The sequence below is a fragment of the Enterococcus sp. AZ077 genome (genome assembly GCF_051714965.1).
Taxonomy (GTDB): Bacteria; Bacillota; Bacilli; order Lactobacillales; family Enterococcaceae; genus Enterococcus_B; species Enterococcus_B hirae.
On the sequence record NZ_JBIOSX010000001.1, the window covers coordinates 1,929,078 to 1,949,737 of the forward strand.

Annotated in this window: 18 protein-coding genes and 1 pseudogene; 2 read left to right on the plus strand and 17 right to left on the minus strand. The window is 38.0% G+C overall.

Annotation, left to right across the window (positions count from 1 at the left end; translation table 11 throughout):
• Positions 1-7: 7 nt before the first annotated feature.
• The 3 genes and pseudogenes from IGL28_RS08965 to IGL28_RS08975 all read right to left on the minus strand — a co-directional run bounded on the left by IGL28_RS08965 (position 8) and on the right by IGL28_RS08975 (position 1,706).
• Entirely contained in the window at positions 8-430 is a 423-nt protein-coding gene (locus IGL28_RS08965) for a hypothetical protein (RefSeq protein WP_438843974.1), read from the minus strand.
• A 63-nt stretch (positions 431-493) separates the two neighbouring features.
• A pseudogene (locus IGL28_RS08970) lies at positions 494-1,335 on the minus strand (FAD-dependent oxidoreductase); the annotation flags it as partial.
• A 17-nt stretch (positions 1,336-1,352) separates the two neighbouring features.
• On the minus strand, positions 1,353-1,706 hold the full coding sequence (locus tag IGL28_RS08975; RefSeq protein ID WP_438843951.1) for a RidA family protein: 354 nt from the start codon (positions 1,704-1,706) through the stop codon (positions 1,353-1,355).
• Positions 1,707-1,972: 266 nt separating this feature from the next.
• Here IGL28_RS08975 and IGL28_RS08980 point away from each other — a divergent pair, with 266 nt between their 5' ends.
• On the plus strand, positions 1,973-3,112 hold the full coding sequence (locus IGL28_RS08980; RefSeq protein WP_034700797.1) for a trans-sulfuration enzyme family protein: 1,140 nt from the start codon (positions 1,973-1,975) through the stop codon (positions 3,110-3,112).
• 236 nt (positions 3,113-3,348) lie between these two features.
• On the opposite strand, the gene IGL28_RS08985 is transcribed toward IGL28_RS08980, so the two are convergent.
• The 3 genes from IGL28_RS08985 to IGL28_RS08995 all read right to left on the minus strand — a co-directional run bounded on the left by IGL28_RS08985 (position 3,349) and on the right by IGL28_RS08995 (position 6,156).
• On the minus strand, positions 3,349-3,708 hold the full coding sequence (locus tag IGL28_RS08985) for a MerR family transcriptional regulator (RefSeq protein WP_010718439.1): 360 nt from the start codon (positions 3,706-3,708) through the stop codon (positions 3,349-3,351).
• Between the two features lie 269 nt (positions 3,709-3,977).
• Positions 3,978-5,384 (minus strand): M24 family metallopeptidase, encoded by a 1,407-nt coding sequence (locus IGL28_RS08990; RefSeq protein ID WP_081127945.1) that lies wholly within the window; start codon positions 5,382-5,384, stop codon positions 3,978-3,980.
• 10 nt (positions 5,385-5,394) lie between these two features.
• Positions 5,395-6,156, minus strand: coding sequence for a DeoR/GlpR family DNA-binding transcription regulator (locus IGL28_RS08995; protein ID WP_034700802.1), 762 nt, complete (start codon positions 6,154-6,156; stop codon positions 5,395-5,397).
• A 250-nt stretch (positions 6,157-6,406) separates the two neighbouring features.
• Between IGL28_RS08995 and IGL28_RS09000 the strand changes: the two genes are divergently transcribed.
• The gene (locus IGL28_RS09000; protein ID WP_232088588.1) at positions 6,407-6,964 is read left to right on the plus strand and encodes a pentapeptide repeat-containing protein; all 558 of its coding nucleotides are present in this window, start codon (positions 6,407-6,409) and stop codon (positions 6,962-6,964) included.
• Between the two features lie 176 nt (positions 6,965-7,140).
• Here IGL28_RS09000 and IGL28_RS09005 read toward each other — a convergent pair whose 3' ends face one another.
• The 11 genes from IGL28_RS09005 to IGL28_RS09055 all read right to left on the minus strand — a co-directional run bounded on the left by IGL28_RS09005 (position 7,141) and on the right by IGL28_RS09055 (position 20,481).
• Entirely contained in the window at positions 7,141-7,827 is a 687-nt protein-coding gene (locus IGL28_RS09005; protein WP_010718443.1) for a response regulator transcription factor, read from the minus strand.
• A 10-nt stretch (positions 7,828-7,837) separates the two neighbouring features.
• A complete protein-coding gene (locus IGL28_RS09010) occupies positions 7,838-10,420 on the minus strand; it encodes a sensor histidine kinase (RefSeq protein WP_274456562.1) in 2,583 nt (860 codons plus the stop codon).
• Between the two features lie 85 nt (positions 10,421-10,505).
• Positions 10,506-11,039, minus strand: coding sequence for a potassium-transporting ATPase subunit C (locus IGL28_RS09015; RefSeq protein WP_081127949.1), 534 nt, complete (start codon positions 11,037-11,039; stop codon positions 10,506-10,508).
• A 12-nt stretch (positions 11,040-11,051) separates the two neighbouring features.
• Positions 11,052-13,082, minus strand: a complete 2,031-nt coding sequence (kdpB, locus tag IGL28_RS09020; protein WP_438843952.1) for a potassium-transporting ATPase subunit KdpB — start codon at positions 13,080-13,082, stop codon at positions 11,052-11,054.
• Positions 13,083-13,091: 9 nt separating this feature from the next.
• A complete protein-coding gene (gene kdpA / locus IGL28_RS09025) occupies positions 13,092-14,768 on the minus strand; it encodes a potassium-transporting ATPase subunit KdpA (protein ID WP_096708909.1) in 1,677 nt (558 codons plus the stop codon).
• A 309-nt stretch (positions 14,769-15,077) separates the two neighbouring features.
• Positions 15,078-16,031, minus strand: coding sequence for a tagatose-bisphosphate aldolase (gene lacD, locus IGL28_RS09030; RefSeq protein WP_232088589.1), 954 nt, complete (start codon positions 16,029-16,031; stop codon positions 15,078-15,080).
• 34 nt (positions 16,032-16,065) lie between these two features.
• Positions 16,066-16,581 (minus strand): galactose-6-phosphate isomerase subunit LacB, encoded by a 516-nt coding sequence (gene lacB / locus IGL28_RS09035; RefSeq protein ID WP_063627351.1) that lies wholly within the window; start codon positions 16,579-16,581, stop codon positions 16,066-16,068.
• Positions 16,582-16,595: 14 nt separating this feature from the next.
• Positions 16,596-17,024 carry a galactose-6-phosphate isomerase subunit LacA gene (lacA, locus tag IGL28_RS09040; RefSeq protein WP_010718450.1) on the minus strand — a complete coding sequence of 143 codons (429 nt, stop codon included), beginning with the start codon at positions 17,022-17,024 and terminating at the stop codon, positions 16,596-16,598.
• Positions 17,025-17,051: 27 nt separating this feature from the next.
• The gene (lacG, locus tag IGL28_RS09045; RefSeq protein ID WP_063627353.1) at positions 17,052-18,485 is read right to left on the minus strand and encodes a 6-phospho-beta-galactosidase; all 1,434 of its coding nucleotides are present in this window, start codon (positions 18,483-18,485) and stop codon (positions 17,052-17,054) included.
• 13 nt (positions 18,486-18,498) lie between these two features.
• Complete coding sequence (locus IGL28_RS09050) at positions 18,499-20,157, minus strand: PTS transporter subunit EIIC (RefSeq protein ID WP_081127951.1); 1,659 nt, start codon at positions 20,155-20,157, stop codon at positions 18,499-18,501.
• A 12-nt stretch (positions 20,158-20,169) separates the two neighbouring features.
• Positions 20,170-20,481 carry a PTS lactose/cellobiose transporter subunit IIA gene (locus IGL28_RS09055; RefSeq protein WP_034700819.1) on the minus strand — a complete coding sequence of 104 codons (312 nt, stop codon included), beginning with the start codon at positions 20,479-20,481 and terminating at the stop codon, positions 20,170-20,172.
• Positions 20,482-20,660: the final 179 nt, after the last annotated feature.

Below are 20,660 nucleotides of genomic sequence, written 5' to 3' on the forward strand. Positions count from 1 at the left end.
ATCCCCTTTATTTTGCAGTATTTGCTACAACATTTAGTGCTTCCCACGTAGAAGAAAAAGGTGGTGCATAAGCAAAATCAACAAATCCTAATTCTTCAGTCGTCATTTGAGCGTGTATCGCAACAGCTAAGCCAGTCGCACGAAGAACTGTTTCATTTTTCCCGAATAGTTGGGCGCCATACAACACTTTTGTTTGTCGGTCATAAACCAGTTTGATCATGATTTTTTCTTGAGTTCCATAATAATTCGAGTGATTCATTGTCTCAATACAAGTCGTTTTGATATCTAATCCTTTTTCTCTTGCCATTTTTTCAGTGATACCAGTCGCTGCTGCCTCGTACTCTACTACTTTGATCGCACTGCTGCCTAATGTCCCTGAATATTCCTGCATCTGTACACCGCTAAGATTGATCCCAACGATCCGTCCCATTTTATTCGCTGTAGTCGCTAAAGGAAGGTAAATATCCCCTAAGATTCGATGGGGAATCGAAGCACAGTCACCTGCCGTAAATACATCTTTTTGAGACGTTCTCCCATATGTATCGATTTTAATTGCACCATTTCCTAACAATTCCAATTGATCATTCAAAAAGCTGGTATTAGGAACAAATCCAGCAGCAACGATCACCGCATCCGCCTGATAACTTCCTCTATTCGTTTTGACAGCTACCACTTGTTCATGATTTTTTTCGATCTCTAGAACAGACTCCTCTAAGGAAACCCTTACATTTTCTTCTTCAATAGCTTCTTTAATTTTAGTAGAAAATTCCGGATCAAATGAACGATTCATCAAGTGAGGAGCCATCTCGATCAAATGAATATTTTTTCCTGCTTTCGTTAACTGATCAGCTACTTCAATGCCAATAAATCCACCACCCAGGATGACAATATTTTGATAATTTGATAATTCTTGCTGTAGTCGTTTGACTTCATTAAGTTTTGTAATCGTATATACATCACTGGAATCAATACCAGCAATGTTAGGAACAAACGGCTTTGCACCGACAGCCAGCATCAGACGATCATAAGTTTCATGACTTACTTCATTTGTACTTAAATTTTTACAGCTAACGTTTTAGTGGCAAATTCGATTGATTCTACTCGATGGCGCAACAATAATTTAATTCCTAAACGTTCGATTTGTTCAGGCGTTCGAGCAAACATCTCTTGTTCATCATTAAATTCTTCGCCTAAATAATAAGGAAGCCCACAAGCGCCGAAAGAGATATAATCCTCTTGTTCAATCACGATGATTTCTGCATCTGGATTGACTCTCTTTGCTTTGGCCGCTGCGCTCATTCCTGCAGCAATTCCACCAATGATTATTATTTTCATTCTTTCTTCCTCTTTTCTTATGCTTTAGATAAAACCCATTCGATTTCTATTAAAGCATCTTTTGGTAAGGCAACGACTTGAAAAGCTGATCGTGCTGGGAAACGTTCACCAAAGTGTTCTGCGTACACTTGATTAAATGCTTCAAAATGATTCATATCAGTTAGAAAACAAGTCGTTTTAACCACTTGATTCATGGTCAAGTCTAGCTCCTCCAACACTTGTGATATATTGATCATGATTTGGTTCGCTTGTGCTTTAATCTCTTCAGAAACGATTTCACCAGTGGTTGGATCGATTGATAACTGTCCAGAAACAAAGATCAAGTCTCCCGCCACGCGATATTTTTCATACGGTAATTTGTTGCTACTCATTCTTTTCCTCCTTTAATAATTTTTTATCATAGAATACAATTACACTAAAAAATTATCATATATTTTTAAGGCAGTCAACCACTTTCAGAGTTTTTAAAAACCGCAAAAATTCTTTTATTTAAAATAAAATTATAAAAGCTAATGTTATTTAAAATCTAACGCAAGCAATTAATTTCATTGATAATTTTTTATCAAGAAAGCGTTGACATAACGGAAATGAATGTGTTATTTTTGAGATACATGAAGTAGGTTTGGAGGAAACCCATATGAATATCAATACAAAAATTCTACACGATTACCCAGTCATCGACCCAGTTACAGGCGCATCGTCGATACCTAAATATCAAACTTCCACGTTTCATCAAAAAAATGTCTTCACTCACACAGGTTTTAGTTACACTCGTTTTGGTAACCCTACTGTCGAAGCGGCGGAAAAATGTATTGCTTCATTAGAAAACGCACAGTTCGGTTTAGCCTTTTCATCAGGAATGGCTGCTATTAACGCTGTCCTGTTCCTTTTATCCAAAGGAGATCATTTAGTACTAGGTAAAAATATTTATGGTGGAACCTTCCAAAGCATCCATCTTTTCTTAGCTCGTTTCGGGATCGATTGCACTTTTGTTGATGAAACGGATATTGATTCTTGGCAAAAAGCGATTAAAAAAGAAACAAAAATGTTTTACATTGAAACTCCTTCCAATCCATTATTAACAATCACTGATATAAAGAAAGTGACTGAATTGGCTAACGAGTATCAGATCTTAACAGTTGCAGATAATACATTTATGACACCCATTTCACAACATCCTTTAGATTTAGGTGTTGATATCGTGATACATAGTGCAACAAAGTTTATCAATGGACATAGTGACGTTGTTGCAGGTTTGGTCGCTACAAATAACGAGGAGCTGTATCAGCAATTAAAGGAACATCAAAAAGCACTGGGCGGGATTTTAGGTCCTGAAGATGCTTGGCTACTATTGCGCGGCGTTAAAACGTTGGGGTTAAGAATGGAAAAATCAGTTCGAAACGCTAGTGAATTAGCTAACTTTCTCGTCAATCATCCGAAAGTAACAAACGTTTATTATCCTGGTCTTGAACAGCATGCTGGACATTCGATCCATCAAAAACAATGCGAAGACTGTGGTGCTATTTTGTCATTTGAAGTAGATTCAGTTAAGCAAATTGAAACCTTATTCACACACTGTCGTGTACCAATCGTAGCTGTCAGTCTCGGAGGTGTGGAATCCATCCTTTCTTATCCTTGGGCGATGTCTCATGCCAGTATGCCTGAAAAGGATCGATTAGCGATGGGTGTCACTGAAACTTTAGTTCGGCTTTCATGCGGGATCGAAGATGTAGAAGATTTGATCGCTGATCTTGATGATGCGTTAAATGCTATGTAGTTTCACTCACTATCTGATATTCATGGTGAGTTCTATCATCGAAAATAAGCCGGATAGTCCCAAAATAGTTCCTCCTATTTGGGATTATCCGGCTTATTTCTTAGAGTTAGACACTTCCGACACGCCTTCTTTTTCATCAAAATTTTTTATTTCATCATTGGTAAAAATTTCAGAACTGTTGTATTTGGGCTATAAAAGTTCTCTTAACCAACTGTTGGCTAACATGGACTAATATCTTATTGTTCTAATAAATACCGATCGTAATTCTCGATTTTCTTATGTAATCGTGTTAAACACTCTTGCATCTCATCGATCTTTTGAATCAAATGCTGTCTTTCTGTCATCAATAATTGCTTCCTAGCAGCAATTGTCTGGTCTCCTTGCTTACACAATTTATTGTATTCGATCAACGACTCAATGGATAAACCAGCATTTCTCATACAAATTGTAAAATCTACCCAGTTGAGGTCTTCTTCTGTATAATCACGGATTCCGCCTTTCGTGCGATGTACAGGCGGAATGAGACCAATTTTCTCATAATAACGCAATGTATCGGGCGAGATCCCTTTCGCTTCGCTCACTTGTTTGATGTTCATAGTTGATATCCCCTTTTTTCTGCTCCATCTCGTTCATAATTGACTAGCCTAACATTTATCTGCTTGGCCAAAACCAATAAACGAATGAAGATTTATGCATGATCATCGTCGCATTTGAAACAACGTACAAAAAATGATCTAGTCTTTCGGCTTTCACTATAAGGGATTTTTCTCAAAAAAGCTAGCAGACCTCAAAGAAATTCGTAGAAGTAACGAACCATACAGCTCCTGTTACTCCTACGAATTTTCTCTTATCATTCACTCGTACATCAAGATGTGGATTTTATTCTTTGTACACGAAATGCTTGATTCTTTGCTAAATAAAAAGGGCGTAAGTATGCAACCGTATTGGAAAGCGGTAAAATGTCTTTACTTAAATCAATGTTTAGCACTTCTTTCAAATACGTTTGACGAATCATAATGCGTTGCCATAATTCTGGATACTTTTCTTTGATTTTTCCTTGCAGTGCCTCATCAGCTAATACCACACATTCTTCCGCACTAACACCTGTATAACCCGGAACTGAAGGAATGATATCTAGTTGAAAAATCATCCCACTTTCAAGTATTTCTTGCGACTCTTGATAAATAGGTGAAGCTAACCACTCTTCATCTGCTGTCAAGTGACCAGGATTTAAATGCCAATGGAACTGTTTTTTTGGTAAAACAGTCTCAACTAGTTGATAAACTTCTTCGCCTCTCATCCCCACTTTGATTGTTTCTAACCAATGAACAATTGCTTGAAAATAAGGTTTAGCCACTTTTTCTAAATAATCCGCTTGCTCTGATGGAAGTTGTTTTTCATGTTCGATGACAAACCCGGTTCTGCTAGATAGACCACCTTTAAACCCAGTAGTTAAAGACAACGCATCCCCAAGTTTAATTGTTTTATCGGTTGGGTAAAGATTAGCATATTCGAAACGTTGCCCTGTCGCAGCAATTGTCACTACCGTGTTCGGTTGTCCTTTTCCATTTAACAATGCTCCAATTTCAGACTCTTTTACACCTACTTCAATCTTGTTTAGTGCTTGTAACATGCAACTAGAAGCTAGATTGGCACCAAATTCATAATGAGCGATCTCATTGGCATTATTTGTTCTCCGTATTCCTTTTTCCCCGATCAACAGCGAACTAGCATTTAGTAGTTCAGTCGTTTCATCTTTTGCTTTTTCGATTGCTTCAATAATAAAGTGAGGAACATCGAATAGCTTGTTCGCTTCTTTCTTCCGTGTAGTAAACATTTTCCAACCAACTACCCCGATTTTTTTCTTTTCAACGAACCCTAACGAAGTAAATAATTGTTCTAAAGGTTGTTCGTGATCCATTGGTTGATTCGGCAATGAAAAAGGTGGATAATGAACCAATTCTGATTGGATTCGTGCATGTTTACATAGTTTCAGATTTTCATTTCCCAAAATCAAGGTACTTTTTCCACTATCTTCCATAACAAATAATCCTTCTTCAAACCGTGGAATAAATCCCGTAAAATATTCAAAATTGCTACCATGCTCACGATCCGCGTAAATGATCAGTGTGTCAATCGCTTCTTCTCTCATCCTTTGTATCATTCGTTTTTTTCTCATCTCAATCGTTTCATCTGTTAAGAAAACCGGTGAGACATCTGCAAATGTTTTCGGCTCAGTCAACACATCTAAAATTATATTTTTCTTTTCCATACTTACTCCTTTATTGATCTAATATAAGACATTCCACCTGATTATTTATCAAAGCTTGTTGCAACTGCTTGCTGGGAGGTTGATCTGTTACTAGAAAATCAATCTCTTTTAAATCACAAACCTTAAAAAAACCGGTTTTATCCATTTTTGTATGATCTGCTAAAGCAACCACCGTTTTTGCCTGTTTGACCATTTGGCGTTTGACAAGTCCTTCTTCTTCCGTATGAATGAATATTCCTTCAGACGATAAAGCAAAAACACCTAAAAATGTATAGTCTACACTGTATTGTTTTAATTTCTCAATAGTATCTGCGCCATGTAAAAAAAGTTGTGTTTTGTGCAATTTTCCCGGCAATAGCGTAATCGTAGTTGCTGACCTTTTTGCCAACAGCATCGCATGAGTCAAAGAATTAGTGATAGCTGTCAAAGGTTTCATCCCTATTTGATTGATCACACTTTCTACAGTAGTGGAGGAATCGAAAATAACCGATGAATTGTCTTTAATGATAGCTGCAGCGGTTTTTCCTAACTGAAGTTTCACTCCATTTAATTTAGTTGAACGTTGCTCATAATCAAAAATAGTTGCTTCTCTTTCTAATAAAATCGCTCCGCCGTGTGTTCTGCGAACTATATTTTTTTCTTCTAACTTCATTAAATCACGTCTGATCGTGTCTTTAGATACTTCCAGCTGTTCTGCTAAGTCATCAATCGCAGCATTTTGTTTTTCTTTCATGATTTTGATTATTTTTTTCAAACGAATTTCCCTCAGCATGAAACCGCCTCCCTTAAGTCACTTTACTACATTTTGCAATATTTTGCAATATATCGCATTTTGTCGCAAAAAATTTGCCAAATGTAATCAAATGATTTGTGCTATAATAAGCAGACAGCGATGATTCCGTTACTGATATGGAAAAATCTTATATAGGAAAGTAGATGAATCTATGAAAATCGTTCCTCCAAAAATTTCTCCCACATTACCACTTAAGCCCTTTTCTACAATCTATTCCGAAGAGGAACCAATGCTTGAAATGTGCAAAGTAGTCAATGACGAAGCAATCGAAGCATTTTTCGATCGTCCACGTTTTTACAATATGGAATTTGATCACTGTCAATTTACAAATAGCGATTTTAGTCAGGTCGAGTTCGTAGATGTTCGCTTTACAAATTGTGATCTTTCCAACGTCAATATGACAAAAGCCTCTATCCACCGAGTAGAATTTATCAATTGCAAACTACTTGGGACAACCTTTCAAGAATCAACGATTAAAAACGTTACTTTTAAAGATTGTCTAATCAATCTAGCTGCTTTTGGCTATGCTAAAATGGAGAATAATCAATTTTGCCATTGTTCATTGGAAAACGCCGATCTTTATCATTGTCGCTTCAAAGGAATCATTTTTGACAATTGTGAATTGAACGAAGCGAATTTTCAGCAAACCTCTTTAAAAGGCGTTGATTTAAGCTCCTCTAATTTTGAAACATTAAGCATTACGATCAATGAATTAAAAGGTTGCCAGGTCTCAACCTACCAGGCCTTAAAATTCTCTACATTGTTAGGTCTAATTATAAAAGAGTAAGTGAATAACCTAGGTTTAATTCCCTAGAAGTAATACGATGAACACCATAAAATGGTCATGAAAGATACAGTAAGCTCTGGTTTGTTCGGAGCTATTTGTTTCTTTCATGACCTTTTTGAACTATCTTTCTTGGATCTAATACTTATTAAACAGACTTCACTGTTTCATCTTTATGTTTACGAGCGGTAATCACGTAAACGATAACCAACACCAATTTCAGTAATGATATATTCAGGCTTCAACGTATTTGTTTCAATTTTTTTGCGGATATTTGACATATTGACTCGCAAAATTTGGGAATCTTCACTATATGGTCCCCATACTTGGGTCATTAAGGTTTGGTAAGTGACTACTTTACCAATCTGCTCAAATAAACATTTAAGTAATCGATATTCATTTTTTGTTAAATGGATTTCTTGGTCATTTTTATAAACCAATTGCTTATCAAAATCGATTTTCAATGCATTATTTACTACGATCAACGTCTGTTCTTCTTTGGTTTTCTTATGTCGTAAAGCTGTTCTTATACGAGCTAGAAGTTCGTTAGTCCCGAAAGGTTTGGTGACGTAATCATCTGCTCCTAAATCAAGGGCGGCTACTTTTTCATTTTCGTCCTTTCGTGCAGAGATCACCACGATCGGAAGATCCATCCGTTTCCTCAATATTTTCAAGAGATCCATTCCATCAATATCAGGTAAACCTAGATCAAGTAAAATGACATCAAATGTTTCTGCCTGTAAAGCAGTTAAAGCTTCCATCCCATTTGCTGCTACCGTTAATCTATATTGTTCTCGCTCAAAAACCACTTCCATGAAGTCGGTAATGTTGGGATCATCTTCAATCAATAAGATCATCTTATTCATAAAAAACTCCTTACTTTAAATAGATTCGGACAATCGTTTCCCCATTATCGGCAATCATCTCCATTTGTCCGTTATGAGCACGAATGATCGTGTTGACAATACTTAACCCAATTCCCAATCCGTTTTTAGAATCAACAGGCACCTCATTTGGTTGAGTCAGATTATTTTGGATTTTTTGAAATTGTTCGATAGGAATCTCACCCTTATTTCTAATCTCAATTCTCGTTTCTTCTCCATTTTGGCTCACAGTCAATCGTACAGGTTGCTGTTTTTCACCGTGTCTCAAAGCATTCTCAATCAAATTGAACAAAGCTTGTTCAATTAAAATAGGATCTGCTTGGATGAATAGCATGTTTTCTGGTAATACGACATCTAATTGGCTATCTGGATACACTTTTTTCAAATGACTATACACAGCTTCGATAATTTCTTCAATCGGTTCCGCTGATTTATTCACTTTCATTGTATTCATATTGATCCGTGTAATCGATAATAAATTTTCCACCATCCGAATCAACCATTGGGACTCATCTTGAATATCTTGCAATAATTTTTGTTGGGTTTCTTTCGACACACTTTTTTCATTGTTTAACGTCTCCGCAATCCCTGAAATTGCCGTTAATGGTGTCCGCAAATCATGCGAGACCGCTCGGAGCAAATTGCTGCGGACTCTTTCTCGTTCATTCTCAAGTTCGATTTGCTCTTTCTCATTTTTCAATTGATTTTGTTCCAGAATCGTTGCCAGTTGTGTAATGAGCAACTTTAAATAGTTTAGTTGATCGTTTTGTAGGTCGTGGGAATGACTTCGTTCCATTCCTAAAACAGCTACGACTTTTCCATTAGTAAGGATCGGTAAATAGAATCCTTTTGCTCCTCCGAGGGTATCGGTTCCATTTCCTGCTTCCTGTTGATTTTTTGCTGTCCAAACAGCTACTGCAATTTCTTCACTGATGTTAAGTCTTGATTTTTTCCGATCGACACGATGCACACTTTTCACTTGTCCTTCAGAATCAAAGAGAACCACTTCTCGATCTAACAAACGTGAAAGATACGTCGCAGTAATATCAAAAATTTGTTGTTGATCTTGTGCCAACACATATTGTTTATTCAATTCATAAAGAATTTCCATTTGATGCTCTTTTTCCATAGAATAAACTGCTTGTTTTTTTAACCGCACCATTAAGTTACTAATCATCAGAGCAACTAAAAACATGATCAAAAGAGTGAACGGATAGCCTTGTTTATAGACTGTCAATGAATAAAGTGGCTCAACAAAAAACCAATTGAACGATAGTACACTAAGGATTGATGCTAAAGCGCTCCAAAAATAACCGGAAGTCATCCGAGCGACTAATAAGACGAAAAAGAGATAGATCAACATCAGATTTTGATCACCGACGTTCAAATACTGCATCAACTCAGTAATTAAAGTGGCACAAAAAACAGCACCTAATGCATACCCTAGATCTTTCCCGCCGCCTTCAATGATTTTTCTTGTATGAAATAAAAAGGACGGTCTAGTTTCTTGAAATGGGATCAAATGGATCTCTGTATCATTCAATCGCTTCAGCAATCGGTTTTCAAACGATTCTAAAAATAATCGTTCATACCATGGTTGTCGTAGATTCTTTCCCATGATGATATCTGTGATACCAGTCATTTTAGCGTATTCAACGATCGTTTCAAAGCTTCCTTCTTCTTCCATACTGATCACTTCTCCACCAAGTTTGTCAGCAAGTGGTAAGTTTGTCGGCGTGTCTTCATGTGAACGAATCTGAATCACGACCCATTGCGCACCTAAGCCTTGCGCCAATCTTGCAGTCCAACGAATACACTTTTCTGCCATTTTAGGAAAATCGTCATTAACAATAGTCAACAACTTGCTTTGGATTCGATTGGTTTGACTACTGACTTGATTAATATGATCGGAAGCTCTTTGGATCGCTAAACCTCTCAGATGGTTCAACTTTTGTGGGGTAAAAAAATTTTTTAAGGCTCGTTTTGCATTTTCGTTGGTATAGATCTTTCCTTCTTCTAACCGTAAGATCAATTCTTCCGGCTCAACATCGATCACTTTCAAAGATGCTTGTTGAAAGAAAGTGTCTGGTACGGTTTCTTTTACTTCCACACCTGTTACATTAACAACAACATCATTCAAACTTTCGATATGTTGCACATTAATCGTTGTAAAAACGTTGATTCCAGCATTCAGTAACTCTGCCACGTCTTGGTAACGTTTCTTATTTCTTGATCCATGCGCATTGGTGTGCGCTAATTCATCGATCAAAACTACTTCTGGCTTTCGCTTGATCAAGCGATCAATATCAGGTTCAAATAAAGTGATTGATTTGTAATTGATTTCTTTAGGTGGGATCTGAGGCATACCTTCGAGTAGTTGATTCGTTTCTGGTCGATCATGAGGCTCAATATAGCCAATCACGACATCTTTACCTAAGGCAAATAATTCTCTAGCTTCTAAGAGCATCGCATACGTTTTCCCGACACCAGCCGCAAAACCAAAGAATACTCTTAATTTACCTTTCTTCCCTTGCTGTCTTTGCATAAAATCTTCTGATACACTCGATAACGACATCCTTTCCCCCTCCAACTTATCCTTTATGTAAGTCTGAGCCATTTTCCGATTGGCTAAAACCAATCAAGAAAATGGCTAGAACCGATTATGAATCAGACATCTGATCTAACGAAAGATTCAATTGTAATACATTAACGTATTTGCGATCTGAAAACCAATCCTTATGGCTGTTTTTTTCTATTATAGCATAGATATCCGCTTCTTTAAGACCTCGCTCTTGAGCGATTTTTGGCACTTGAAAATTGGCTGCTTCCACACTGATATCTGGGTCTACACCACTTGCCGAAGCAGTCACTAGATCCACCGGAACTTCTTTTTGATCTGGATTTTCTTGAAGCTGTTTTTTCGTTCTCTGTTCCACACGTGAAGCCTGTTCCTTGGATACCGGTGACAGTTGGCTAACTTTTTCATTCCGTCCAGAAAAATAGCGAGTTGATTCAAAAGGTTGCCCAATCAACTTCGAACCTATGACTTTCCCATCATTGGTAACTTGACTGCCATTAGCTTGTTCATTGAAAAATAGTTGACCGACCCCGGTAACTAGTAATGTATACCCCCCTCCGAAAACAAGTAAACTTAACAATAAAAAACGAATACTTCCCATAACTGTTTTTCGCATCACTTTTCTCCTTTACAAAATCACGAATGATAAAATGACATCAATCAGTTTGATAAAAATAAATGGTACAATGACACCTCCTAATCCATAGACAAGTAGATTATGTCGCAGGATTTGACTAGCTGGTTTTTCCTGGTAAGCAACACCTTTCAACGCTAATGGGATCAATGCCACAATCACCACCGCGTTATAAATGACCGCAGATAAAATAGCTGTTAAAGGCGTACTAAGTCCCATGATGTTCAATTGATCTAATTGTGGATAGATGCTATAGAACAAGACTGGGATCACCGCAAAATATTTAGCAACATCATTGGCAATACTAAAGGTCGTTAACGCTCCACGAGTCATCAATAGTTGTTTGCCGATTTGAACTACTTGCAGGAGTTTCGTAGGACTTGAATCTAAGTCGATCATGTTCCCTGCTTCTTTGGCAGCCTGGGTTCCTGTATTCATTGCCATCGCTACATCAGCTTGTGCTAATGCCGGAGCATCATTCGTTCCATCACCCGTCATTGCTACAAGGTGACCTTTTTCTTGGTACTCACGGATTAATTCCATTTTGTTTTCTGGTGTTGCTTCTGCCAAAAAATCATCAACGCCCGCTTCTGCCGCAATCGCTGCAGCCGTCAAAGGATTATCCCCTGTGATCATGATCGTTTTGATCCCCATTTTCCGCATATCTGCAAATTTTTCTTTCACACCATTTTTTACAATGTCTTTGAGATAAACAACACCTAAAACTTGGTAATTTTTGACAACTACTAATGGGGTTCCCCCTGCACGTGCGATTTGAGCCACTAATTGATCGCATTCTTCAGGATAGGTATGTCCATTTGCTTCCACGTATTTTTTCATAGTGTCAGCCGCACCTTTACGAATTTCGTCCCCGCGATAATCGATCCCGCTCATTCTTGTTTTGGCACTAAAATCAATAAATTTCACCTCAGATTGCTGAAATTCACGTTCCCGTAGATTGAATCGTTCTTTGGCTAAAATCACAATGCTTCTGCCTTCCGCTGTTTCATCTGCCAAAGAGGAAAGTTGGGCAGCATCCGCCAGTTCTCGTTCACTCACTTGATGAACTGGTAAAAATTCACTTGCACGTCGATTGCCCAGCGTAATCGTTCCAGTTTTATCCAATAATAAGACATCGACGTCTCCTGCCGCTTCGATTGCTCGACCACTCATGGCAATGACATTTTCTTTTGTCAATCGACTCATACCAGCAATACCGATCGAAGAGATCAACGCACCAATTGTCGTGGGTGCTAAACAAATCAATAACGCAATCACAATGATTAAAGAAAGCGGGCCACCTTTTCCTGCCAGCAGACTACTAAAGTGAGTAAACGGGATCAGCGTAATCGAAACTGTTAAGAAAATGATCGTCAAAGTGATCAAAAAGATTTGCAGTCCGATTTCATTGGGTGTTTTTTTTCGTTGGGTGCCTTCCACCATCGCAATCATTTTATCTAAAAATGATTGCCCGTTTTCGGAAGTGACCCGTATCACTAAATAATCAGAGACGACTGTCGTTCCTCCTGTCACAGCGCTTCGATCCCCTCCGGATTCCCGAATGACTGGTGCTGATTCTCCAGTAATGGCACTTTCATCGACGGAGGCAGCCCCTTCAATAACGTCCCCGTCTGCTGGGATTTGTTCACCTGCCTGGACATAAACCAGATCGCCTTTTTTCAAATCAGAAGAACGGATCTCAATAAAGTTTTTTTCTTGCACATCTTCTAAACAGGTGATCTTATAGGTCATTACTTCTTTCTTCGCTTGCTTCAAACTATCCGCTTGTGCCTTCCCACGACCTTCAGCAACGGCTTCAGCAAAATTGGCAAATAATAGAGTCAACCATAAGAAAACCGTAATCGCAAGACTAAACCATAATGGTACATCCATCGGGTAAAAACACAAAATGGTTGTCAAAATCGCGCCTAAATAGACAACAAACATGACTGGATTTCTTAATTGCTGTCGTGGGTCCAACTTCTTGAACGATTGACCCACAGCCCATAAATAGATTTTTTTCATTTTTCTCACTCACTTTACTGTAAAATACTCAGCAATTGGTCCTAAGGCTAATGCTGGTAAGAAACTCAAGGCGCCGATCACTAAAATGACAATAATCAACATCGTAACAAACGTTGGACTGACGGTTGATAATGTCCCTGGACTCAACGCTGCTTTTTTCTTATTCCCCATATTTTCTGCTAGGAATAAAATCGCAACGATCGGTAGATATCTGGACAGCAGCATCAAGAAACTGCCTAAATAGTTAATAAACGGCGTATCTGCTAATAGACCTCCAAATGAACTCCCATTATTATTCGCTAAGGAAGTTGCACCATATAATAATTCACTAAATCCATGAGGTCCTTCATTAGTTAACCAAGTGAAGACTTCACTGTGGCTGATCAAGGCCATAGCTCCAAAGAGGGTCAACATTAAAGGAGTCAAAATAACTAAACTAGCCATCTTGATGTCAAACGCTTCAATTTTTTTCCCTAAATATTCGGGCGTACGACCAACTAATAAACCAGCAATAAAAACGGCTAACAAAAGAAAAGCAAGCATGCCGTATAATCCACTACCAATCCCACCAAAAATAATCTCTCCTAATTGCATCAAAAAGAGTGGGATCGCTCCACCTAATGGCGTAAAACTATCTAGCATCGCATTGACCGAACCATTAGAAGCAGCAGTCGTGCTGACAGCCCATAAACTTGACCATCCTACACCGAAACGAACTTCTTTTCCTTCCATGTTGGCCGAACCTAACACTTGAATAAAGTTTGGTCCATAATATTCACTAACTGTTACCCCGATAAACGCTAATAGAACAAAAGTGGTTGCAACGATCAAGATCGTCCGCCCTTGTTTCCATTCTTTTACCCAAAAACCTAGTGTAAAAATCAATGCAGCAGGAATAAGCAAAATGGCAATATTTTCCAAAAAATTCGCTAAAATCGTTGGATTCTCAAAAGGATAAGCTGAATTTGCTCCAAAAAAACCACCACCGTTCGTTCCTAACTGCTTGATAGCTACTTGGCTTGCTACTGGTCCTAGATACAACCACAAATCTTTTCCTTCTAATCCTTGATAAGCTAGCCCTGATTGAAACGTTTGGATCGTTCCTTGAGAGATCAATAAGATAGCTAAAACGATGGAAAGCGGCAATAAGATATAGACTAGACCTCTGGTTAAATCTTGCCAAAAATTCCCTAGCCGTTTATTTTTCACTTGAGTCAAACCTCTTAATAAGGCAATCAAAACTGCTAAACCAACACCTGCAGATACAAAATTTTGAACTGTTAAGCCAAACATTTGCGAAAAATTCGATAAGGTAGTTTCCCCAGCATAGGCTTGCCAATTAGTATTCGTTACAAAGCTAACTGCCGTATTGAGGGCTAATGGGAAAGAAAGATTTTTAACTGTATTCCCTCCCGGCAACCATTCTTGTGTCATTAACAGACCAATCAGTAAAATGAGCGAAAAAAGGCTTAATGACAATACACTAAAAATGTAGCGTTTCGCCGTCATTTCTTTCTGACTGACTGGTCCGATTATTTTATAAAATAGTTTTTCAACGGGTTGCAAAAATCGTACGCCTTTAGGTATGTTATTTTGCATGATTTGTTTAATATACCACCCAAGAGGTAACGCTAGAATTAGTAACACAAATAAAAAAAACAATCCTTGATAAATGATACTACTCATAACTCTTCCCCCTTAAATAAAAACCAGAAAAGATAAATCATTAATAAAGCACTAATCAAACCAAATATAATCATCATTTTTCCTCTCTCCTTTATGATTTGATCATACAAAAAAAGATATAAAGATAGTGTGAAACTTTAAATCGTTTCTTTACACTATCTTTATATCTCTTGATTATTTATTCTTGTCTATTTTTCTCCATTATAAAAATAGAAGAAGCGTTTCAAAAAATGTTCATTCTATTATAAAGCTTACCGCTACGTTTATACCCGTTGTTACCCTCCGAACAAATGGTATTCATAGCCTTTTTTATAACGCTACTGGTGTTGCAGTTTCTTGCAGCACTTGGTTGAGTTGTTGGATTTTTTTACTTCCTTCTTCGTTCATCCACGTCATTGCCGCTTCTTTTCCGTGTTTGACAAAAGTTTCTACCCCAGCACTCCACGTTGCCCGACCACAAAGAACCCCATTGAAGGTCGATCCTGCTGCCTTGGCAAAACGTAGTGTTTCATAAAATAATTCTGCTTCGACACCGGCACTTAAAAAGATATAAGGCAAATGGGTAGCAGCAGCTTGTTCTTGGAAAAATTTCGCTGCTTCTTCTTTCGTATGTACGAAATCTGTTTGACTATATCCTTCTACATATTGCATGTTGACAGGAACTTCCACTTTCAAGACATCGACATTGAATCGCTCTTCAGAAAACTTCTCCATCATTTTTATGACTTTGCCAGGTTTTTTCATCGCATATTCTTTTGATTGACTATCAGAAATGTTTTGATCATATGAAACTAATTCTAAAAAGAATGGTAAATTTTCTGCCTGACATTCTGAGCCGATCCGTTCGATAAATACCTGTTTTCGCTCATTGATTTCGTCACTTTCATCAACATCATAATAAAGTAAGAATTTACAAGCATCTGCACCTGCCTCTTTTAGATTCTTAACTGAACAAGTAGGTAAAAGATCAGGAAGTCTTCCAGGAACGGTACTATCATATCCCGTTTTTTCATAGGCAAGAAGTAAGCCAGCTTCTTGCGCTTTCGCTTTCGCTGCAGGCAAGCCATACTCTGGGTCTAACAAAATCGCTGACGCATCTTTTGTTAGTTGCGAAGACACGATCATCTTAAATTCTTCCAGCTCTTTAGCACTTGCTTCTTCTCCTTTTGCTTTGGTAAGCATTTTACGTAATGCACCTCGTTGATCAATTGCTAAAGCGGCAAAGATTTGTTCTTTATTCCAGAGTTTTTTTAAATGTTTCATTTTTCCATCCATTGCTTCTATGTCACGCTCCTTTTTAGTCTTCGTATTCGCCCATTTCCCATTTTTTAAGAAATTTTGCAAAAAATTCCGGCTTCTCTTGCGAAGCATTTGTGCTTTCACACTGGTTGATTTTTTCGATCAACTGTTTGTTTTTATCTGTTTCTTGATATTCTGCCTGAATAAAGGCTTCGATGACATCACAAATCAAAAATTCTCCTGTGATTCTGGCACCAAAACCAATGACGTTCGCATTTAGTTGCTCTTTTGCATAGATGGCACTGGTCATATCACGAACCAACGCACCTCTTACTCCAGGTACTTTATTGACTGCATTGGTAATCCCGACACCTGTTCCACATAAACATACGCCTAAATCAACTTCTTTTTTAACTACTGCTTCTCCAATTTTTTTCCCATATATCGGGTAATGTGTGCGGGTAAAATCATAGGTCCCTACATCCACTACTTCATGCCCTTTTGATTTCAAAAAATCCGCAACTGCTATTTTTGTATCTGTTACGATGTGGTCACATCCAATTGCTATTCTCATTATCTGCTCCTTTCTTAACCCATTTCATTTAACATATCTACACGAATCTGATGACGACCACCACTATAAGATGCGGTCAAAAATCCCTTAACGATATTTAACGCAAGCTCTTTACCAACAATCGCTGCGCCTAAGGTAATCATTCGGGCATCATTATGATCTCTAGTCATATAAGCACTTCTTTCATCCGACACTTCAGCTGCCACGATTCCTTTTATTTTTGTTGCGACCATAAAGCTCCCTGCACCATAACCATCAATAGCGATCCCTAGACTTTCCGGGTGTTCTTTTAAATCTGTTGTGATAGCTAATGTAGATGCAATAAAATCTTCTGCTGGTTGAATACTTTTATCTTCTACTTCAAATCCCTCTTGCACGAGCTTATCTTTTAACCATTCTTTTAATTCCATTCCGTCGCTATCCGCACCAATGACTACTCGCATACTCATTTTTCCTCCTGTTTAGTTTTCTCATTTCTCGCTAGTTTCATTTTTAATCGGTTGATCCAATACTTTTTCTTTGCTGATTTTTTGGTACCAATAAGCACTCTTTTTAGGAAATCGTTGCTGCGTATCAAAATCTACGTAAAATAATCCATAACGTTTATTGTAACCATTCGTCCAAGAAAACATATCCATCAACGACCAAATAAAGTATCCCTCAATTCTCACACCTTGGTCGATCGCCCGTAAAATAGCGGCTAGATGAAGACGAACATAATCGATCCGCTCCTCATCATTGATTTGTCCCGCTTCAAAATGATCCTTACTCCCTAAACCATTTTCTGTTACATAAATTTTTCCATAGTTCGGATAATTCTGTTTGATCAAGAGAAGCATATCTTCCAACCCTTGTGGATAGATCGGCCAATCCCAGTCAGTCGTTGGGATTACAGGATTTGTTACCCTTTCTCCTACACCTTGCAAGGCAAAGATACTACTTCCTTTTTCACCAGTTCCGTTATGTTGGATTTTTGATGTTCCTGTATAGCCTTTTAAAAAATGACTCGCATAATAATTGACTCCTAAAAAATCAATCATTTTTGCTGCTTCTTTTAGATGATCAAAATCTTCTATTTTGAGTTCAAGCTGCGCCCCATTTGCAGATAAGATCTCATTGATCACACGCATCGTTTCTGCTGAGTATTCCCCTTTAAACGTCGCATCCAATAGAAATTGATTCGCCAAGATATGTTCTTTCTTCGCTGACAGGCTATCTTCTCTCTGATCAGTTATCCCGTACTTTGATTCTAAAATATGAACGATCCCGATCTCACCTTGGTAATTAGCTTCCTTGTATTTTTTGACTACGCGAGCGTGGGCAACCATCATGTTGTGCATCGATTGGATCGCTTTACCCAGCTCATATTGATTGTTCGGCGGAAAATGACCGATGATGTATTGACCGGCAACCACTGACCAGGGTTCATTGATCGTGATCCAATGTTTCACTTTGTCCCCGTATTCTTCAAAACAAAATTGCGCAAAGTCAACATAATCATCCACCATATTTGCAGACAACCAATCACCATCTTTAAATTGCTTCTCTGGTGTATCAAAATGGTGCAAAGTCACAAACGGCGTGACTCCATTTTTGATACAAGAATCGATCAAACGATGATAAAATTGGACACCGATCGGATCGACCTTCTCTCTCCCACTAGGAAAGATCCTAGACCAGGCAATCGAAATCCGAATGCCATTGATGCCAAACTGATGACATGCTTGTAAGTCTTCTGCATAACGATTATAGAAATCACTTGCTTGACTAGGGTCAAACGTCCCTGTCTTTTTAAGGTAATCATCCCAATAATTTTTCCCACGGTTTCCTATTGAAAGGGCACCCTCAGCTTGATAAGCGGCCGTTGCCGCTCCAAAAATAAAATGTTCTGGAAATTTATTCATCGCATCCTCCACATCATGTTAGATTTTCAAAAACAAAGTTGACCGCATCAGTAGGTGCTTTTGCAAGTTTGACGTACTCGATTCCCGTAGTAGAAACAGTTTGTGTTTTATGGTCCTTCGCACTTTCTCTCAGTTCCTCAAGCATCGAAGCCATTTGCGGAGCTAAGATAATCAAGTCAAACTCGCCAATCTGATCTTTATGTTGCCCATAAGCCATTGCCGTCGCATCCACACCGATACTCAATTCCTTCGCACCCTTTTTAATTGCATTGGCTAACATCGAACTAGTTGCTCCATTGGCACAAAGTACAAGAACATTAGTCTGATCATTCTTTTGTTTAGCAAATGCCGGTGAAACGACTGCTGATTTGACAGTTGTACTTTCCAACTGATCCCCGTGCCCTATTTCTTTTTCTTTCACTAATAATTCATTGTCATAGGCTTTGAAAAATGGATAGTAAATCGCAAAATCAACAGTTAATAAAACAATCATCAAAACGATCGATAGTCCAGCAAAACCTGTCCCTAAGATCAACCCTACTGGTCCAGGAGTTGTCCATGGCAGATTGTAGATGAATCCATTCATATCTAACACCTCAACAAAAAATTTAAAGATCCAGACATTGAGGATCGGTGCAAGAATAAAAGGAATAAAAAAGATAGGATTCAATACGATTGGTGCACCAAACAGCATGGGTTCATTCACACCAAACAAAACGGGAATCGCTGAGGCACGTCCCATTGTTTTTAACTGCTTTGACTTTGCTAGAAAAGCAAACATCAACGTAATGACCAATGTCGCACCCGTCCCACCTAGTGTGGCAACAAAGTATTGTAAGCCTTGAGATAAAATTTTCGGTGCATGTTCCCCACTTTGAAACAGTTGAAAATTCATCTCTACATTTGTTATGTAGATGGCAGCAACAGCTGGCTCAACAATAGAGGGACCGTGGATACCGACAAACCAGAAAAACGCCATTGCCCCAAAAATGAGTGCTAACCCAAAATAGCCATCGGCCGCTGAGAAAATTGGTTGGAACAGTTCAATCAATTTTTCTGAAAACCCACTACCGACAAGGTTACGAAAACCCAAATCAAATCCCCAAAAAAAGACGGTCGACAGTGTAATCGGGATCAAATCCTTAAATGTCTGTGAGATATTACCAGGAACTTCCTCTGGCATTTTCACTGTCAAATTCTTGCTAACACAGAATCGATAGATATTAGGAACAATAAAACCAACAATGAACGCTGTCATCAATCCTTTGGTCCCCATGTAATCAGAAGCAAATTCACCTTCTAACGAATCAACCCCAACAATCAAGAAACCAATAAAAGCAGCGATCATGGTTGAAGTACTATTGATTTGATTCGTTTTTGGCAATTTAGTATTAAAGTTTTCTGTCAAACTCTTGGTCACTGTAGCAGCCATTAAGATCCCTAATATCCCCATGGACCCGTTATACGCTTTCATTAGAATGGATTCTATTTCTTCTCCCCAATGAAAATTGAATGCGTTGGGAACATATGCTACCAATAAAAAAAAGCTTGAAAAAAGAATGACAGGGATAAGACTGATAAAACCATCCCTAATTGCTCTTAAATAAGAATTATTAGAAATTTTCTCAAAAAACGGTTTCATTTTTTCGATACGTTTGATCATTGCATTCATACCCAGGCTCCTCTATGATTTTTTATAAATATTAAAGAGATGTTGAATGACATCTTTCAATAGCAACGTGGTCATTAGATGATCTTGGGCGTGAACCATAATAAACCCTACTTCAATTGTTTCACCACTCGCTTCAGCAGCTAACATTTTAGTTTGAGAATTGTGCGCTTCAACCAAACTCTGATTGGCTTCTTCAACTAATCCATTGGCTTCTTCAAATTCCCCCTTCTCTGCTTTAGCTAACGCTTCGATCAATTTCGATCTTGCTTCACCAGCAAAAGCTACCACTTCAAATCCAATCATTGCTACTGTTTCTTTATCCATTTTTCTTCCTCCATTCTCTTACAAGAACATTATATTTGTTCCAGTTTATGTTTGTTTGTGTTCGTTTTTGTCCTTTACAAACAAATAGTAACCGAATGTTTTTAACATGTCAATCTATTTTCTTATACAAACCTTTAATATTTGACAACCTCCTTTGAATGTTTTATGTTTATTTCAAA

Coding starts and splice junctions, on each gene's coding strand:
- IGL28_RS09005 (WP_010718443.1), bottom strand. CDS start 7,827: ATGAATAAGATGATCTTATTGATTGAAGATGATCCCAACATTACCGAC.
- IGL28_RS08965 (WP_438843974.1), bottom strand. CDS start 430: ATGGGACGGATCGTTGGGATCAATCTTAGCGGTGTACAGATGCAGGAA.
- kdpB (WP_438843952.1), bottom strand. CDS start 13,082: ATGAAAAAAATCTATTTATGGGCTGTGGGTCAATCGTTCAAGAAGTTG.
- lacA (WP_010718450.1), bottom strand. CDS start 17,024: ATGCGAGTAGTCATTGGTGCGGATAGCGACGGAATGGAATTAAAAGAA.
- IGL28_RS09015 (WP_081127949.1), bottom strand. CDS start 11,039: ATGCGAAAAACAGTTATGGGAAGTATTCGTTTTTTATTGTTAAGTTTA.
- IGL28_RS08995 (WP_034700802.1), bottom strand. CDS start 6,156: ATGCTGAGGGAAATTCGTTTGAAAAAAATAATCAAAATCATGAAAGAA.
- lacG (WP_063627353.1), bottom strand. CDS start 18,485: ATGAATAAATTTCCAGAACATTTTATTTTTGGAGCGGCAACGGCCGCT.
- IGL28_RS08985 (WP_010718439.1), bottom strand. CDS start 3,708: ATGAACATCAAACAAGTGAGCGAAGCGAAAGGGATCTCGCCCGATACA.
- lacD (WP_232088589.1), bottom strand. CDS start 16,031: ATGAAACATTTAAAAAAACTCTGGAATAAAGAACAAATCTTTGCCGCT.
- lacB (WP_063627351.1), bottom strand. CDS start 16,581: ATGAGAATAGCAATTGGATGTGACCACATCGTAACAGATACAAAAATA.
- kdpA (WP_096708909.1), bottom strand. CDS start 14,768: ATGAGTAGTATCATTTATCAAGGATTGTTTTTTTTATTTGTGTTACTA.
- IGL28_RS08980 (WP_034700797.1), top strand. CDS start 1,973: ATGAATATCAATACAAAAATTCTACACGATTACCCAGTCATCGACCCA.
- IGL28_RS09010 (WP_274456562.1), bottom strand. CDS start 10,420: ATGTCGTTATCGAGTGTATCAGAAGATTTTATGCAAAGACAGCAAGGG.
- IGL28_RS09050 (WP_081127951.1), bottom strand. CDS start 20,157: ATGAATGCAATGATCAAACGTATCGAAAAAATGAAACCGTTTTTTGAG.
- IGL28_RS09055 (WP_034700819.1), bottom strand. CDS start 20,481: ATGGATAAAGAAACAGTAGCAATGATTGGATTTGAAGTGGTAGCTTTT.
- IGL28_RS09000 (WP_232088588.1), top strand. CDS start 6,407: ATGCTTGAAATGTGCAAAGTAGTCAATGACGAAGCAATCGAAGCATTT.
- IGL28_RS08975 (WP_438843951.1), bottom strand. CDS start 1,706: ATGAGTAGCAACAAATTACCGTATGAAAAATATCGCGTGGCGGGAGAC.
- IGL28_RS08990 (WP_081127945.1), bottom strand. CDS start 5,384: ATGGAAAAGAAAAATATAATTTTAGATGTGTTGACTGAGCCGAAAACA.